The 16,052-nt window shown below is 40.1% G+C and carries 15 protein-coding genes; 11 read left to right on the forward strand and 4 right to left on the reverse strand.

Going from position 1 to position 16,052, the window contains the following annotated elements:
- On the forward strand, nucleotides 1-873 hold an 873-nt coding region (locus VIM94_RS00575; RefSeq protein WP_332037347.1), incomplete at its 5' end, for a divalent metal cation transporter.
- A gap of 41 nt (nucleotides 874-914) precedes the next feature.
- On the opposite strand, the gene VIM94_RS00580 is transcribed toward VIM94_RS00575, so the two are convergent.
- Both VIM94_RS00580 and dnaK read right to left on the reverse strand, forming a co-directional pair.
- Nucleotides 915-1,517, reverse strand: coding sequence for a hypothetical protein (locus tag VIM94_RS00580; protein ID WP_332037348.1), 603 nt, complete (start codon nucleotides 1,515-1,517; stop codon nucleotides 915-917).
- 201 nt (nucleotides 1,518-1,718) lie between these two features.
- Nucleotides 1,719-3,653 (reverse strand): molecular chaperone DnaK, encoded by a 1,935-nt coding sequence (gene dnaK, locus VIM94_RS00585; RefSeq protein ID WP_332037349.1) that lies wholly within the window; start codon nucleotides 3,651-3,653, stop codon nucleotides 1,719-1,721.
- 214 nt (nucleotides 3,654-3,867) lie between these two features.
- Here dnaK and VIM94_RS00590 point away from each other — a divergent pair, with 214 nt between their 5' ends.
- From VIM94_RS00590 to VIM94_RS00605, 4 genes are all read left to right on the forward strand, one after another.
- Complete coding sequence (locus VIM94_RS00590) at nucleotides 3,868-5,301, forward strand: L-serine ammonia-lyase (RefSeq protein ID WP_332037350.1); 1,434 nt, start codon at nucleotides 3,868-3,870, stop codon at nucleotides 5,299-5,301.
- Between the two features lie 116 nt (nucleotides 5,302-5,417).
- Nucleotides 5,418-6,095, forward strand: coding sequence for a CPBP family intramembrane glutamic endopeptidase (locus VIM94_RS00595; RefSeq protein ID WP_332037351.1), 678 nt, complete (start codon nucleotides 5,418-5,420; stop codon nucleotides 6,093-6,095).
- Between the two features lie 68 nt (nucleotides 6,096-6,163).
- Nucleotides 6,164-7,168, forward strand: coding sequence for an alcohol dehydrogenase (locus tag VIM94_RS00600; RefSeq protein ID WP_332037352.1), 1,005 nt, complete (start codon nucleotides 6,164-6,166; stop codon nucleotides 7,166-7,168).
- A gap of 201 nt (nucleotides 7,169-7,369) precedes the next feature.
- The gene (locus tag VIM94_RS00605; protein ID WP_332037353.1) at nucleotides 7,370-8,404 is read left to right on the forward strand and encodes a formylglycine-generating enzyme family protein; all 1,035 of its coding nucleotides are present in this window, start codon (nucleotides 7,370-7,372) and stop codon (nucleotides 8,402-8,404) included.
- Here the strand turns inward: VIM94_RS00605 and VIM94_RS00610 are convergent.
- Entirely contained in the window at nucleotides 8,401-8,862 is a 462-nt protein-coding gene (locus tag VIM94_RS00610) for a nuclear transport factor 2 family protein (RefSeq protein ID WP_332037354.1), read from the reverse strand. The genes VIM94_RS00605 and VIM94_RS00610 overlap by 4 nt on opposite strands.
- Before the next feature lie 65 nt (nucleotides 8,863-8,927).
- On the opposite strand from VIM94_RS00610, the gene VIM94_RS00615 reads away from it, so the two are divergent.
- The 4 genes from VIM94_RS00615 to VIM94_RS00630 all read left to right on the forward strand — a co-directional run bounded on the left by VIM94_RS00615 (nucleotide 8,928) and on the right by VIM94_RS00630 (nucleotide 12,421).
- On the forward strand, nucleotides 8,928-10,055 hold the full coding sequence (locus tag VIM94_RS00615) for a glycoside hydrolase family 18 protein (RefSeq protein WP_332037355.1): 1,128 nt from the start codon (nucleotides 8,928-8,930) through the stop codon (nucleotides 10,053-10,055).
- Nucleotides 10,056-10,116: 61 nt separating this feature from the next.
- Nucleotides 10,117-10,935 (forward strand): 3-methyl-2-oxobutanoate hydroxymethyltransferase, encoded by an 819-nt coding sequence (gene panB / locus VIM94_RS00620; RefSeq protein WP_332037356.1) that lies wholly within the window; start codon nucleotides 10,117-10,119, stop codon nucleotides 10,933-10,935.
- Nucleotides 10,936-10,974: 39 nt separating this feature from the next.
- Nucleotides 10,975-11,673 (forward strand): RNA pseudouridine synthase, encoded by a 699-nt coding sequence (locus tag VIM94_RS00625; protein ID WP_332037357.1) that lies wholly within the window; start codon nucleotides 10,975-10,977, stop codon nucleotides 11,671-11,673.
- 19 nt (nucleotides 11,674-11,692) lie between these two features.
- The gene (locus tag VIM94_RS00630) at nucleotides 11,693-12,421 is read left to right on the forward strand and encodes a TonB family protein (RefSeq protein ID WP_332037358.1); all 729 of its coding nucleotides are present in this window, start codon (nucleotides 11,693-11,695) and stop codon (nucleotides 12,419-12,421) included.
- Here the strand turns inward: VIM94_RS00630 and VIM94_RS00635 are convergent, their stop codons facing one another.
- Nucleotides 12,422-13,966, reverse strand: coding sequence for a hypothetical protein (locus VIM94_RS00635; protein ID WP_332037359.1), 1,545 nt, complete (start codon nucleotides 13,964-13,966; stop codon nucleotides 12,422-12,424).
- 147 nt (nucleotides 13,967-14,113) lie between these two features.
- Between VIM94_RS00635 and VIM94_RS00640 the strand changes: the two genes are divergently transcribed.
- Nucleotides 14,114-15,286 (forward strand): 2-isopropylmalate synthase, encoded by a 1,173-nt coding sequence (locus VIM94_RS00640; RefSeq protein ID WP_332037360.1) that lies wholly within the window; start codon nucleotides 14,114-14,116, stop codon nucleotides 15,284-15,286.
- Nucleotides 15,287-15,369: 83 nt separating this feature from the next.
- A partial coding sequence (locus tag VIM94_RS00645) for an aconitase family protein (RefSeq protein WP_332037361.1) occupies nucleotides 15,370-16,052 on the forward strand: 683 nt, incomplete at its 3' end.

Consider the following 16,052-nt stretch of genomic DNA (forward strand, 5'->3'; position numbering starts at 1 on the left):
TGTATCGCTTTACTTTTAATAGGAAAATATCCCGGCCTGGATAAAAGTATGAAGGTGATCGTCACTTTATTGACCTTTGCCACTCTTGCTGCCGTAATTATGGCTTTTGGCGCTGGTACAGTGAATGCTGCAGTTACTACCGAATCGCCTTCGCTTTGGACTACTGCCAGTTTAGGTTTTATAATCGCTTTTATGGGATGGATGCCTATTCCTTTAGATGCTTCGGTTTGGCACTCCATCTGGACTAAAGAAAAGGCAGTACAAAACAAAGAGAAAATTTCAGTAAAAGGGGCTTTTGCCGATTTTAACGTGGGCTATCTTTCGGCCGCTTTTATTGGATTATTGTTCTTTTTACTCGGCGTTTTAATAATGTTCGGCAGCGGTACTTCATTTTCCAGCAATAGCGTTGAATTCTCGAGCCAGTTGGTGGAACTTTACGGAAAAAACCTTGGGGAATGGAGCAAGCCTTTGATCTCTGTAGCTGCTTTTGTTACCATGCTAAGTACCGTTCTAACAGTTACTGATGCTTACCCGAGAGTAATTTCTGAATTAAAAGATCCTGAAAAATACAAACCTGAAGACAAAAAAGAGAAATGGAAAATTTACCGAATTTCTATTTTTATTATCCCAGTTCTTTCGCTTTCTATTTTGTATTCCCTCTCCGGTTCGTTTACCATTTTGGTAGATTTCGCCGCCGGACTTTCATTTCTATCTGCACCATTTTTGGCCTGGTTTAATTATAAACTGGTTACCGGAAATCAAATGCCCAAAAAACACCGTCCCGGAAGGAACTACCGTATCTTCAGCCTGGTGTGTTTTTGGTTTTTGGTGCTGTTTAATTTAGGGTATTTATATTATACTTTCTTAGGATAGTAAGCGCTTAAGCAAAAAGGTAATTAAATAATAAGGATTAGCTATCTGTCTAAACAGAATTTAAAATCTATAGATACTTCTTTTTCTACGCTAATTTCTTCAGTACAAACCCCCATGATATCATCCATTCTACAAGCAGGATCATCTGATTGTATAACTTTAGTCATTTCTGATATATTACCTATTAACGAACCAGTAATCGCTCCATCTTCATAATTATCAAAACTTAGAGTAAAGCCTTCTTCACTCGGAGTGTTCAATTCTCTTATGGGTAATTTGTGAACATAAGCATATGACGTACTATCTGTTTTTTGTTCAGGAAATCTTATAACAAAATTCAAATATTCGAAATTGTTTCTTAGGGTTTCAAGGCTAAAGTTATTTTCAATTTCGGAATTGAAGTACATGGTAAATTCTAACTCAGAGTCATAATATTGGAAATCAATTAAATTTAAAAACTCTTCACCGCACATATCACTCATCGCACAGTAAGTTTCGGTTTCTGCACAATTTTCCTCTAAACCAATATTAAGAGAAACAGGATTAGTATTGAAATTTTCTTGTTCATCATCAGTGTATTCGGAGCTGCAGGCCAAAAAAATAGTTACCGAACTCAAAATTGATAATAGAATAAATTTCTTCATAATTGTTGGTATTTATATAGTAGATATGAAAATCACAAAATGGTTGCGTGTAAAAATGAAAAAGCACAATCAAATTAATGATTGCGCTTTTTTTATTGCTCAGATATGAGCTTGAGGTTTTAAGATCCCGAAGCGAGTTCGGGATAAGCGATTCGCACACTTTTCAAAGCGCGAAATGCGCTTTGAAAAGTGGCTCTCTGCTTACTTTACTTCTTCAAAATCTACATCTTCAACATCATCTCCACCTTTGGAGTCTCCTCCTCCGGGTTGACCGCCTTCGGCGCCGGCTCCGGGACCTCCTTGTGGGCCTCCGGCTTGTCCGCCCTGGGCTTCTGCCTGAGCTTTGTACATCTCTTCAGATGCGGTTTTCCAGGCTTCATTGATCTTGTCCAATGCAGGTTGAATGGTTTCAACTTCTTTGGTTTCATAAGCTTTCTTCAACTCTTCTAAAGCTTCTTCGATAGGCTTTTTCTTGTCCTCAGAAAGTTTATCACCAAATTCCTTCAATTGTTTTTCGGTTTGGAAAATCATAGCATCAGCTTCGTTAAGCTTGTCTACTTTCTCCTTAGCCTTTTTATCGGTTTCAGCATTAGCCTCGGCTTCCTGCTTCATCTTTTGGATTTCTTCCTCGGTAAGACCGGAAGAAGCTTCAATACGAATATCCTGAGATTTTCCGGTAGCCTTATCGGTAGCGCTTACTTTAATAATACCGTTAGCATCAATATCAAAGGTCACTTCAATTTGAGGTGTTCCTCGTGGTGCAGGTGGAATTCCATCTAAGTGGAACCTACCAATTGTCTTGTTATCGGCAGCCATAGGACGCTCTCCCTGTAACACGTGAATTTCTACTGAAGGCTGATTATCGGCAGCAGTAGAGAATGTCTGTGATTTCTTTGTAGGGATCGTGGTATTTGCCTCTATAAGTTTAGTATTTACACCACCCATGGTTTCAATTCCAAGAGAAAGTGGAGTAACATCAAGTAATAATACATCTTTTACATCTCCGGTTAATACACCACCCTGGATCGCAGCTCCAATTGCCACAACCTCATCCGGGTTTACACCTTTAGATGGTTTCTTTCCGAAGAAAGCTTCCACTTCCTGCTGAATTTTAGGAATACGGGTTGAACCACCAACAAGGATTACCTCGTCAATATCGCTTTTTGAAAGCCCCGCATCATCTAATGCCTTTTTTACCGGATTCATAGAACGCTTCACCAGTTCGTCAGCCAATTGCTCAAATTTAGAACGGCTAAGGGTTTCCACAAGGTGTTTTGGTCCACTGGAAGTAGCGGTTACATAAGGCAGGTTAATCTCGGTTTGAGTAGAAGAGGAAAGCTCAATTTTAGCTTTCTCAGCAGCTTCCTTCAAACGTTGAAGAGCCATTGGGTCTTTTCTTAGATCGATGTCTTCTGCTTTCTGAAATGTATCAGCAAGCCAGTCGATAATCACCTCATCAAAATCGTCCCCACCAAGGTGAGTATCTCCATTAGTAGATAATACTTCAAAAACCCCATCTCCTAATTCAAGGATCGAGATATCAAAAGTACCACCACCAAGGTCATAAACCGCGATCTTTTGGTCCTGAGATTTTTTGTCCAATCCGTAAGCCAGGGCCGCAGCTGTTGGCTCGTTGATGATTCGCTGAACTTTAAGTCCGGCGATCTCACCTGCCTCTTTTGTAGCCTGACGCTGAGAATCGTTGAAATAAGCCGGCACGGTAATTACCGCTTCGGTTACATCCTGTCCCAGGTAATCTTCAGCTGTTTTCTTCATTTTTTGAAGGATCATTGCTGAAAGCTCCTGTGGAGTATATTTTCTTCCGTCTATATCTACACGTGGAGTATCATTATCTCCTTTTATTACTTTATAAGGAACTCTTCCTGCCTCTTTTGAAGACTCAGAATATTTATTCCCCATAAAGCGCTTGATAGACGCTACAGTTTTTTCAGGGTTGGTTACAGCCTGACGCTTTGCAGGATCTCCTACTTTTATTTCGCCGCCTTCCACAAAGGCAATTACAGAAGGCGTAGTTCTCTTACCTTCAGCATTAGGTATTACCGTTGGCTCGTTACCTTCCATTACGGCAACGCACGAGTTGGTAGTACCTAAATCAATTCCAATTATTTTACTCATAACTTTATACGTTGAATTATATATTTATTAGATTCTTTTTTGAGTTCGCTGTGTTAAAGTCAATCATTATGCCAGCAGAAAACTTCTGACAGGTTGTCACTTTTTCTGAAAAGCCTTGCCAATTCTGCGGAACGAAAACGATGTAATCTTTCTGTTTTCTGCTATGTAAGCGACCTTCAATTCACTATTTTTGCACTCTAAAAATTTGCTTTGAATGCGAAAAATTGAATGTATAAGCGTTTTTGATATGCTAAAGGTAGGCGTTGGTCCATCCAGCTCCCATACCCTTGGCCCCTGGCGTGCTGCCCAACGTTTTATTGCTGAACTAAAGAAAAAAGGCTGTTTCGACCAGGTGGAAAAAATTCATATAGATCTTTATGGTTCGCTATCCCTAACCGGAAGAGGTCATGCCACCGACATTGCCACTTTGCTGGGACTTTTAGGTCATGATCCGGTTACTATGAACATTAATCTTATCGAACCGGAAATTGAAAAGATAAGAAAGGAAAACAGCTTGCTTCTTAATGGTGAGCTTCTTTTAGCATTCAACATAGAAAGCGATGTAAAATTTAATCGTAAATTCCTCGAATTCCATCCAAACGGAATGACATTTCGAGCAAAACTAAACAATGGCAAAAAATATTCGTCCTCGTTCTATTCTATCGGTGGCGGATTTGTAGTAAAAAAGGAACGCAAGAATGCGAGCAAAAAAATGCAAAGCTTTTTGGAGTTTCCATTTCCTATAGAAAAAGCTACCGAATTACTTCAGTATTGCAAAGAGCAAAACATGAGTATATCAGAGGTAGTTCTGGAAAACGAAAGATCGCTTCGCAGTGAAGAAGAAATAGATGCCGGGCTACGGCAGGTTTGGAATGTAATGCTGGAATCCATGTATATTGGCTGCCATACAGAGGGTACGCTCCCGGGCGGACTTAATGTAAAACGCCGCTCCTTTGAGATGCATCAACGCCTGATAGGTGATGAGCAATATTCAAACGCGGAAGAATGGATTACTGCAATAAGGAGAACTGAGGTGAAATTTCGTCAAATCCTGAAATGGGTAAGTTGTTTTGCTTTTAGTGTGAATGAAGTAAATGCCTCTTTGGGTCGGGTAGTTACCGCTCCCACAAACGGTAGTGCCGGAACTGTACCCGCCGTTATGATGTACTATATGGTAATCGAAAATCACGAAGCTACTTTTGAAGACCTTAAACGCTTTATGCTGGTAGCGGGAGAAGTTGGTAGTTTATTTAAAAAAGGAGCCACTATTTCTGCCGCTATGGGTGGTTGTCAGGCTGAAATTGGAGTATCTTCAGCAATGGCAGCGGCCGGGTTAACAGACCTTCTTGGAGGCACTCCCGAGCAATCCCTTATGGCCGCAGAAATTGCGATGGAACATCATCTTGGCCTCACCTGTGACCCAATAGCCGGACTGGTTCAGGTGCCTTGCATCGAAAGAAACTCTATGGGAGCTATAAAAGCCATAAATGCTGCTGAAATCGCGCTAGAAAGTGATGCCAGCAAAGCTAAAGTCCCGCTCGATAAGGTGATCGAAACAATGTGGGACACAGCAAAAGATATGAACTCAAAATATAAGGAAACTTCAGAAGGCGGGCTGGCTGTTAAGGTTAGCTTGAGTGATTGTTAAAGGCTCAACGCCACTCTCCGAAGGAGAGGGAGCTCAAAAATCAGAAATAAATATCTGGAATTAGTCGCTTTAATCTCAGACAGTTTTAAATTGCAATAAAATTTAAAATTAGAATCTTGCAGTTATTGAAACTTTCCCCAAAAACCAGAAACCTGTTCCGCAATTACTGGTTAATGCTGGGAACTTATTTCTTATTCTTTTTCCTGTTGGGCTTTCTTACCACGGTAATGCCTTCAATCGATCTTCAAAAATATCAGCAAACCGAGCTTTTTAATTTTATGAATGAAAGTCCGCTGGCTTTTGTTTTCATGGCTGTGCTTGTCGCACCGGTTCTGGAGGAAAGTTTATTCCGAAGCCTGATAAAACCAAGTTTTACTGAAATTTATATTTTCATCTGTGCGGTTTTAAGTTTTATCGCTCTCGCATTTATTCCTGAAGAAGCAAATTCCATTTTAAAATACGGCCTGCTGTTGCTTTCGGCATTTTTGCTCTTTTTATTTTTTTCTTCCTTAAAACCCGGTCGGTTTTTGAGAATATTCAGAATTTTCCTTTACCGAAATTATAAACTTTTTTGGATCCTTACTGCATTGCTTTTTGGCATGGTACACGTCTGGAATTACGTTGAAGGCTGGCATTTCGATCTCATCCTTCTCATTCTCATCTTCCCGCGTATCATCGCAGGATATTTCTTTGGAAAGATTAAGATCGAGAATCAAAGCCTGCTTTGGCCAATTTTATTGCACGCAATGAATAACGGGGTAGTAGTATTTTTCCTCATCCCCGGCCTCACTTAAATTAACAAAGGCTTAAAACTTGTTCCCTCTTTCATTTCGTAACTTATCGGTTAAACCAAATAAAAGTTATGAAAGCTGCACAAGTAAAAGAAAAGGGAGGAGATTTTGTCCTGGTTGATATGGACAAACCCACTCCTAAAGAAAATGAAGTTTTGATAAAAGTAGAAGCCTGTGGTATTTGCCATAGTGATGCTTTTGTAAAAGATGGGATTTTTCCCGGAATTCAGTATCCTCGTGTTCCCGGCCATGAAGTTGTAGGTGTTGTGGAACAGGTAGGAGAAAAGGTTAATAACTGGAAAAAGGGACAACGGGTTGGTGTTGGCTGGCACGGAGGACATTGTTTTGAATGTGAACCCTGCCGGCGTGGTGATTTCATAAGCTGTGAAAATGCCCAGATAAGCGGAATTTCTTATGATGGAGGTTACGCCGAGTATATGTGTGCACCAAAAGAAGCCCTTGCTGCCATTCCCGAAGAGCTTTCTTCAGCTGAAGCGGCTCCTTTACTCTGCGCCGGAATCACCGTTTTTAATGCCCTTAGAAATTCGGGTATTAGACCAGGAGAACTGGTAGCCGTACAAGGAATAGGTGGTTTAGGTCACCTGGCCGTACAATACGCGGCCAAAATGGGCATGCGCACCGTAGCGATCTCCACCAGCGACAGTAAAAAAGAATTGGCTAAGGAACTTGGCGCTCATCACTTCATCAACACCGATGAAAAAGATGCTGCCGAAGAATTACAAAAACTGGGAGGAGCAAAACTCATCCTGGCCACAGCACCTTATAGCAAAGCGATAACTTCGGTTGTTGGTGGTCTGGGAACCGATGGAAAGTTACTTATGGTTGCTGCTACCGGCGACCCAATTGAAGTATCCCCTATGGAATTGTTAATGGGAAGAAAATCGGTGGCAGGGTGGCCCAGCGGTACCGCAATGGATTCTGAGGATACCTTGAATTTCAGCGCGCTTACCGGCACAAAACCAAAAATTGAAGAATACCCACTGGATAAGGCAAATGAAGCCTATGACAGAATGATCAATAACAGAGCCCGTTTCCGGGTGGTGTTGAAACCTTAATCTTTCTCCATATAAATTGGAGACTGGTCAAATTTAATGGAGTCGAGATATTTTTAAGCCTTAATAAGTTTAATTCCCCGACTCCATTTTATCTGACATATCCGAACCCGGTTGTCCAGACTCTTTTCTTCGGAAGAAACTCATATTTTTAATATTTCTTTCTACCCTTATCTTTCTATCTTCGCCGAAATTTTTCTGCCTATGCTCCCTACGTCAAGAATTTCGCTTTTCCTTCTCGCTATCCTAAGTATTAGCGCTTGTAAAAATGTTGAATCTGAAAAAACTTCAGAAAAAGAGTCAGAAACTTCTTCAGAAGAAAATTCCCTCAGCTTTCATGAAAAAATGATAGCAGAGGTTAAAAAAATCGATGTGCGTGAAGATTCAACATCAACACAAGGAATGTTAAAAATTGAAGGAGGAACCTATACTATGGGCGGGAATTCACAACAGTCCCGCCAGGATGAATTTCCACAGCACCAGCAAACTATAAAAGACTTATGGGTTGATGAAACTGAGGTGACCAATGCCCAATTCCGGGAATTTATTGAGGCTAGCGGTTATGTAACCACTGCTGAAAAGGAATTTGAGATTAATGGGGAAACTTTTCCCCCAGGAGCTATGGTCTTTGACCCTAAAAATCCGGGAGCCTGGTGGAAATTTGTAGAAGGCGCCAATTGGAAACATCCCGAAGGGCCGGGTAGTTCTATAAAGGCTAAAGAAAACTTCCCTGTGCTACAGGTTTCCTGGTACGATGCGATGGCCTATGCCAGGTGGGCCGGGAAGCGTCTGCCAACCGAGGCTGAATTTGAATACCTGGCTCGTGGAGGCAAAGAAAAACAGGTCTACTCCTGGGGGAATGATTTTTCTGAGGCTCCGCATTACGTGAATTTTCATCAGGGAGATTTTCCTGTCGCCAATTCGCAGGATGATAATTTCGAAAAAGCGGCTCCGGTTAAAAGTTTTCCGGCCAATAACTTTGGACTCTACGATATTGCAGGAAATGCATGGGAATGGTGCCTGGACACCTACTACCCTAACGCCTACAGTAAACCCAAAAGCCGAACCGATGGTTATTTTAAGGAGTATTTTAACGCCGAACAACATAAAGTGATTCGGGGTGGCTCCTTTCTATGTAGTGAATCTTATTGCACTGGTTATCGCAATGCTGCCAGAATGAGCTCCACCCCAGATAGCAGCCTGGAACACCTCGGTTTCCGTTGTGTGAAGGACATTTAATTCTTCTGGCATCCCGTTTTCTTTCGGGTATCTACCAGATAAATAATCTTCCACTGATCTTCCACCTGCATCAGTTGAAAAGAATTAACCCCACAATGGCTAAACTCACCATCGAGATAAAAAGAATATGGAGTGGAAACATGAGCCATTTTTCCATAAACCGAAATCTCAAAATCCAGCAGCTCTTCTTCAAAGTTGGTAGTTTCAGGAATTGAGCTAATACCCTTTAGAAACCCGGAATAAGAATCAGTAGTGAGTTTGCTGACACCTTCTTCGGAAACCGATATGCTTTGTAAAACTATATCGGGATGAGCGAAACTTCTGAGTTTTACCGTGTCCTGAAGATGAAAAGCCTCAAAAAAGGTTTCAATGTAGGTCCTAAGATCTTTTTTATCTGCATTTTGACTCCAGACTGACTGGCCCATCAGGAATAAACCTATTAGAAATAATTTCTTCATTTGTAATCATATATTTAAAGGCTAATTTAGTAATTTGAAAGTTTATATTTAATTCTTTAAATATTATGCAAAAAGCATCGATTACTATCCTTTGTATGTTCCTGAGTGGTATTTTTAATTATTCGGAAGTACAAGCACAGGAACCTAGCAAGAAAATTATAGGCTATATTGTTGGAAACAATGTTGATGACAAGTTCGAGGAGATTGCTGCGGAAAAAGTCACCCATATTAATTATGCCTTTGCCAATATTAAAGAAGGTAAAATAATAGAGGGAGATCCAAAGGATACGCGGCGTCTGAAAAAAATTAACAGCCTAAAAGAAAAGAATCCTGATTTAAAAGTTCTGATTTCTGTTGGTGGATGGTCCTGGTCCGGAGGCTTTTCAGAAGCAGTTGCTACTAAAACTGCAAGGGAAGAATTTGCCAATAGTGGCATTGCATTTCTTAAAAAACATAATATAGACGGTATAGATTTAGACTGGGAATACCCAGGGCAACCCGGGGCAGGAAATCCACATTCCCCAGAGGATAAACAAAACTTTACTTCAATTTTAAAGCTTTTCAGAAAAAAATTGGATTCCCTGGGAAAATTAGATGAAGCGAATTATTTACTAAGCATTGCCACCGCCGCTAACCAAAATTATCTTGATCACGTTGAATTAAATAAAATTCATCCCTTCCTGGATTTTATAAATATTATGTCTTACGATTATCAAGGCGGTTGGAACGATTCTACATCACATCATACCAATTTATATGTATCAGAAACAGATCCTGACACTTACAAGCAGAGTACAAAAACTGCGGTAGAAGAACACCTGGCCACAGGCACGCCCCGTGAAAAAATTATTATTGGAGTGGCTTTTTACGGCCGAGGCTGGCATAAAACAGAGGATGAGAATTTTGGTTTACATCAAAAATCCTATGGCAATAGTTTCAGTATAAATTATCGCGAAATTAAAGATAGTTTAAAAAGTGCTGAGTATATACGCTATTGGGATGAGACGGCCAAGGCTCCATTTCTTTGGAATAAAATTACCAGAACATTTATCACCTATGACGATGTGGCTTCCATAAAGGAGAAAGCTGAATTTATTGAAGAGAATAAACTTGGTGGCGCTATGTTTTGGCAATATCACGGGGATGACGGAGAATTACTTTCCACGCTCTACGAGGAACTTAGAAAACAATAAAACCGCCTCTACTACCTTAAGACCACTGGTTTTTGTATTTTTACCTTCCAAAATTAAAAATATGTCTGTTGCAAAGAAGGAGTACAAAAGGGTTACCACTAAGTCCCTTGTAGATATGAAACAAAATGGTGAGAAAATCGCCATGCTCACCGCCTACGATTATTCTATGGCAAAAATAGTTGATGGAGCCGGGATGGATGTGATTTTGGTAGGTGATTCAGCCAGTAATGTCATGGCCGGTCACGAAACCACCCTTCCTATAACCCTGGACCAAATGATCTATCATGCTCAAAGTGTTATCAGGGCTATTCATCGGGCTCTTGTAGTGGTTGATCTTCCCTTCGGAAGTTACCAGAGTGACCCTAAAGAGGCTTTGCGTTCAGCCATTAGGATTATGAAAGAAAGCGGCGCCCACGCAGTTAAGCTTGAAGGCGGAAAAGAAATAAAGGAATCGCTTAAGCGAATTCTTCACGCCGGAATTCCGGTGATGGGGCATTTAGGTCTCACCCCACAATCTATCTATAAGTTTGGCACCTATACCGTGCGTGCCAAAGAAGAAGCCGAAGCAGAAAAACTTAAATCTGATGCCAAGCTGCTCGAAAAAATTGGATGTTTTGCACTTGTACTGGAAAAAGTTCCTGCAAAACTGGCCAAAGAAGTAGCCGAAAGTATCAATATTCCCGTTATAGGAATTGGTGCAGGAAATGGCGTTGACGGCCAGGTTTTAGTGGTTCATGATATGTTGGGAATGACTCACGAATTCAATCCCAGATTCCTGAGACGCTACGCCGATCTTCACGCTGAAATGACCAAAGCATTTGAGAATTACCGGGATGATGTCAAGAATAAAGATTTCCCGAGTGATGAGGAGCAGTATTAATAAGTAGATGCAACTGGTAAAGCAGGTAAAACTTCCAATTTGGAAAAAACAATTACAACCAAAGACAATCTTCAGGTACTTTACGAAGATAATCACCTTATTGTGGTAAACAAGCGCCCTGGAGATATCGTTCAGGGGGATAAAACCGGCGATAAACCTCTTAGCGAGGTAGTGAAATCCTATCTCAAGGAAAAATATAACAAACCCGGAAATGTATATCTGGGTGTGGTTCACAGATTGGACAGGCCTACAAGCGGGATCATAATTTTTGCTAAAACCTCCAAAGCTTTGCCCCGGCTCAACAAACTTTTTCAGAAGAAAGAAGCAAAGAAGACCTATTGGGCAATCGTAAAAAATGCACCTCCAAAAAACACCGATATTCTTATCCATTTTTTGAAACGAAACCCAAAACAAAACAAATCTTACGCTCACATTAGAGAAGTTCCTGATAGTAAAAAAGCTATTCTGGAATACCGGGTGCTCAAAAAACTTAATAACTATTACCTACTGGAAGTAGATTTACAAACCGGCAGGCATCACCAAATTCGCAGCCAGCTTTCGGCAATTGGTTGTCCCATAAAAGGCGATCTGAAATATGGCTTTGATCGCAGCAACAAAGATGCTGGTATACACCTGCACGCCAGGAAACTCAGCTTTGTTCATCCTGTAAAAAAGGAGGAAATTCTTTTAGTGGCACCTCCTCCGGATGAAGTTCTTTGGAACGATTGCATGAACTAAAAAACAACCGAATACACCTATGAAGATTTTTTACCTTGGATTAATTTTATCGTTCATTTCAATTTCCGTTTTTTCCCAGGATACTATTTATTTGGATAAGAATTATTCGGAACTGGATTCAAAAGAAAACGCCAAATATTATAAAACTATAACCTCATTTAAAACCGGAAATTATGAGGTTTTAAGAACCACCTACTTTTTAGATGGACAGAAAAAGGCCGAACAATATTATAATATTAAAAACGGTAAACCCGTATTTGAAGGCTTGCATAAGCATTGGTATGAAACAGGAGAATTATTCTACCAATTGCCATACAAAAAGGGAAAAAAACACGGAGAACTTTTGGCTTACTGGAAAAATGGAGAGAAAAGACGGCAGGATACTTTTAAAAGAGATCAGTTAAAAGAAGGAAAAGTCTGGAATGAAAATGGTGAAGAACTCCAGTATTTCGAACATCATATTCCGGCCTCATTCCCTGGCGGAAGAGAAAAACTATATGCATTCCTCAAGGAAAATATTAATATCCCGCGGGAGCAAAAACAAGGAGTTACAGTAAGAGTAGTTCTTAAGTTTACAATCAATCCTGAAGGAGATCTTTCAGAAATTCAAATAGTGGATGGTGCTCCACATCGTTATAATGCGGAAGCCGTAAGGGTTTTAAGCCAGATGCCACGTTGGACACCCACCAGGCGTTTTGGAAACCCTGTTGCTACCAGATATACTTTGCCAATTATTTTTCAGAAATAATTACCTGCTTACCTGGTTCAGCTTCCGGGAGATCACTTCAGCAACAGGTTTATTATCTATTTTACTTTCCAGCCAGGACAAAATATCAAGATATAGAAAAGATCTGCGTTCGTATGGATGGTCCTCATATTGCTTCAAAGTAGCGTGAAGTTTGCGAAATTCATCCTTGATTTCCAAGGGAGAAACATCTGGCAAATTCCTTAGAAAACGTATCATTTCCTTCTGAACCTCGTGCAGGTCATTCATCTTAATAAGAAACTTATAGGTGGATTTGATGAGGCTCTCCAGATGATAGTCCATTCCGGCTTCGTAATGGGCCACAAGGTTCAGAATTCTGGAAAAACACATCAGGTCTTCCCGCATCTCAAGGGATTTATTATTGATTATCTTTTTTAGAAATACGATACATTGCTTGTTATCCCCATTACCAAAATATAAACAAGCAATTTTATAATAGAAGACCATTATATGGTGTTCATCTATTCGGCCTTTATATTTTTTTATCTTTTTCTGTATCTTCTCCACCAACTCTTCACCATTAGCAAATTCACCTTTCATAAAGCGTAAATTCAGTTTGTTGGAATACAGATATAAAAAGGACAGGGCCTTTAGATTATCATCGTCAGGAATCTTGGGATCTTTTAGGGTAGCTTCCATTTTCTTCAATACCTTCTCAAAGGCCTTTACATGATTCAAATAGAAAAGGGATTCCAATAAATAATGATTACCTTTTATATAAGAAACAGGGTGTAAAGAGACCAAATGGGGGTATTCCATAAAAAGATCATTCCATTTCATCGAGTAACGGTAACAGGACAAAAAATCCTGGGTGATGAAACTATACCATAAGTGTGCTTTATAAAGCCAGAGTTTTTCATGAAAACCAAGTTCCTTGAAGCTGTATTCGGGAATATTGTCGTAAAAATAACTCTTAATGGCCCCCGCTTCTTCCTCGGTCCTGGCATAACCCATTTTTAAAAAAACTCCATAAAGCTGTAAAGACAGGTTAGATAATTTGGCGTTTAACTGGGTAAGCACACTCAAATCTTCCGTTTGTTGGATCAATAATTCAGCCCGGTTTCGTATACTTCGGGTGATATATTGAGATTCTATTATTTTTTCAAGTTCCAGGATCTCATAAGCCAGACTTTTCTCTTCATAATGCAAGGCCGTAGTCTTGGTCTTATCTAGCAGTTTGAGAGCCTGGTTGTATAATCCTTTCCGGTAAAGAATGTAAGCGAAATCCAGTTGTTCCCTGATTTGTACCGGCACAGTTTGATTCGCAGGATTTAGTCTTAAACTCACCAGTATCTGCTTGTATAAATGAGCCTTTACATTGGAGAGCTGCTGTTTACTGATTTTCGTTTTTTGTAAGATCTCATTCTCATCATACTTTTTCAACCTGGTCATGACCTTAAATAAATTCAGGAATTTGCTGTCGGTATTAACTCCAATTCTTCCCACATACAGAGAAAATTGTCGCTTTTCAGAAGGAGAAAGAGACTTTATAAGAGAAAACAGGTTATCGGTCAATTCATTAGTCATTGTAACAAACAGGTTTGCAATACACTGAAAATCAGCATATTTAAAGATTTTTACCAGTTTTTAATTATCGTAAACTTTTTCAGAAAACAGAATTAAGGGTAAGCTAAAACTATACTTTAGTTAAAGATAAAGCAAAATAAATCTCTTATGAGCACAGAAAAGGTAGAAATTTTTGACACGACGTTACGAGACGGAGAGCAGGTTCCAGGTTGTAAATTGAATACAGCCCAAAAGCTTAAAATCGCTGCGCGCCTTGATGAACTGGGAGTAGATGTTATTGAAGCAGGATTTCCAGTCTCCAGCCCCGGCGATTTTCAATCGGTTTACGAAATCTCTAAACTGGTAAAGAATGCCGCCGTTTGTGGACTCACCCGTGCTGTTAAAAAAGATATCGAAGTTGCTGCCGAGGCTTTAAAATATGCCAGAAAACCTCGTATTCATACCGGGATTGGTACTTCAGATTCTCATATTAAATTTAAATTCAATTCTACAAGAGAAGAAATTATTGTGCGTGGTGTTGCCGCGGTGAAGCACGCCAAAAATTTTGTAGACGATGTTGAATTTTACGCGGAAGACGCCGGTAGAACAGATAACGAGTTTTTAGCCCGAGTTTGTACCGAAATGATCAAAGCGGGTGCAACGGTCTTAAATATTCCCGATACAACAGGATATTGTCTGCCTGAAGAATATGGAAGAAAAATAAAGTACTTAAAGGATAATGTAAAAGATATTGATAAGGTTCGAATTTCCTGTCACTGCCATAACGATTTAGGTCTTGCTACCGCAAATGCCATCGCAGGTGTGATGAACGGTGCCCGCCAGATAGAATGTACTATTAATGGCATTGGTGAACGTGCAGGAAACACGGCTTTAGAAGAGGTTGTTATGATCTTGAGACAACATCCAAATTTGAATTTAAATACTTTAATAGATCCTAAGTTCCTTTTTGATACCAGCTGTATGGTTTCTAAAGAAATGGGAATGTTCGTGCAGCCAAATAAAGCCATTGTAGGCGCTAACGCCTTTGCGCATAGCTCAGGAATTCATCAGGATGGAGTGATCAAAAATCGTGAAACCTACGAAATTATTGACCCTGCAGAAGTTGGCGTAACCGAATCGGCTATTGTTTTAACTGCAAGAAGCGGAAGAGCAGCATTGGCTTATAAAGCCAAGAAAATGGGTTACGAGCTAACAAAACTTCAATTAGATGAGGTTTACTCTGAATTCCTGAATTATGCCGATGCGAGAAGATGTGTAGAAGACCAGGATATCCATGAGATTATGCAAATTTCAGAAAGAAGAATAAGAGCGATCGCCTAAGATGCGGAACGCAAAAATGGCAGCACAGGAAAGAATTATAAACCTGTGATGAATTCCCTGCATGGGATAGAATTTATAAACATATGAAGAAAACTTTATTCGATAAAATTTGGGACGCTCACGTGGTAGAATCTATACCAGATGGGCCCGATATTTTATATATCGATAAACACCTAATACACGAAGTCACGAGTCCGCAGGCCTTTAACGAGCTAAAGGAACGTGACATTTCGGTGTTTCGACCAGACCAGATTGTTGCTACGGCCGACCATAATACACCAACTGAAAATCAACATTTACCGGTTAAAGATTTATTGTCCAGAAAGCAACTTAAGGAGTTAACCCAAAATTGCGAAGAAAATAATATTACGCTTTATGGCCTTGGCCATCCTTACAACGGGATTGTTCACGTAATGGCTCCCGAGCTCGGGATCACCCAACCGGGAATGACGATGGTTTGTGGCGACAGCCACACCTCTACTCACGGTGCTTTTGGTACTATTGCCTTTGGGATTGGCACCAGCCAGGTTTCGCAGGTTTTTGCCAGCCAATGTGTTTTGGTTCAGAAGCCGAAAAAATTGCGGGTAAACGTCAATGGAAAACTGAAAAAAGGGGTTTTACCAAAAGATGTGATTCTTTATATAATAAGCAAACTGGGAACCAATTCGGGAACCGGATATTTTTGTGAATATTCAGGAAATGTATTCGAAGAAATGTCTATGGAAGGCCGCATGACGGTTTGTAATATGAGCATTGAAATGGGCGC

The sequence above is a fragment of the Salegentibacter sp. genome, assembly GCF_036568425.1.
Lineage (GTDB): Bacteria > Bacteroidota > Bacteroidia > Flavobacteriales > Flavobacteriaceae > Salegentibacter.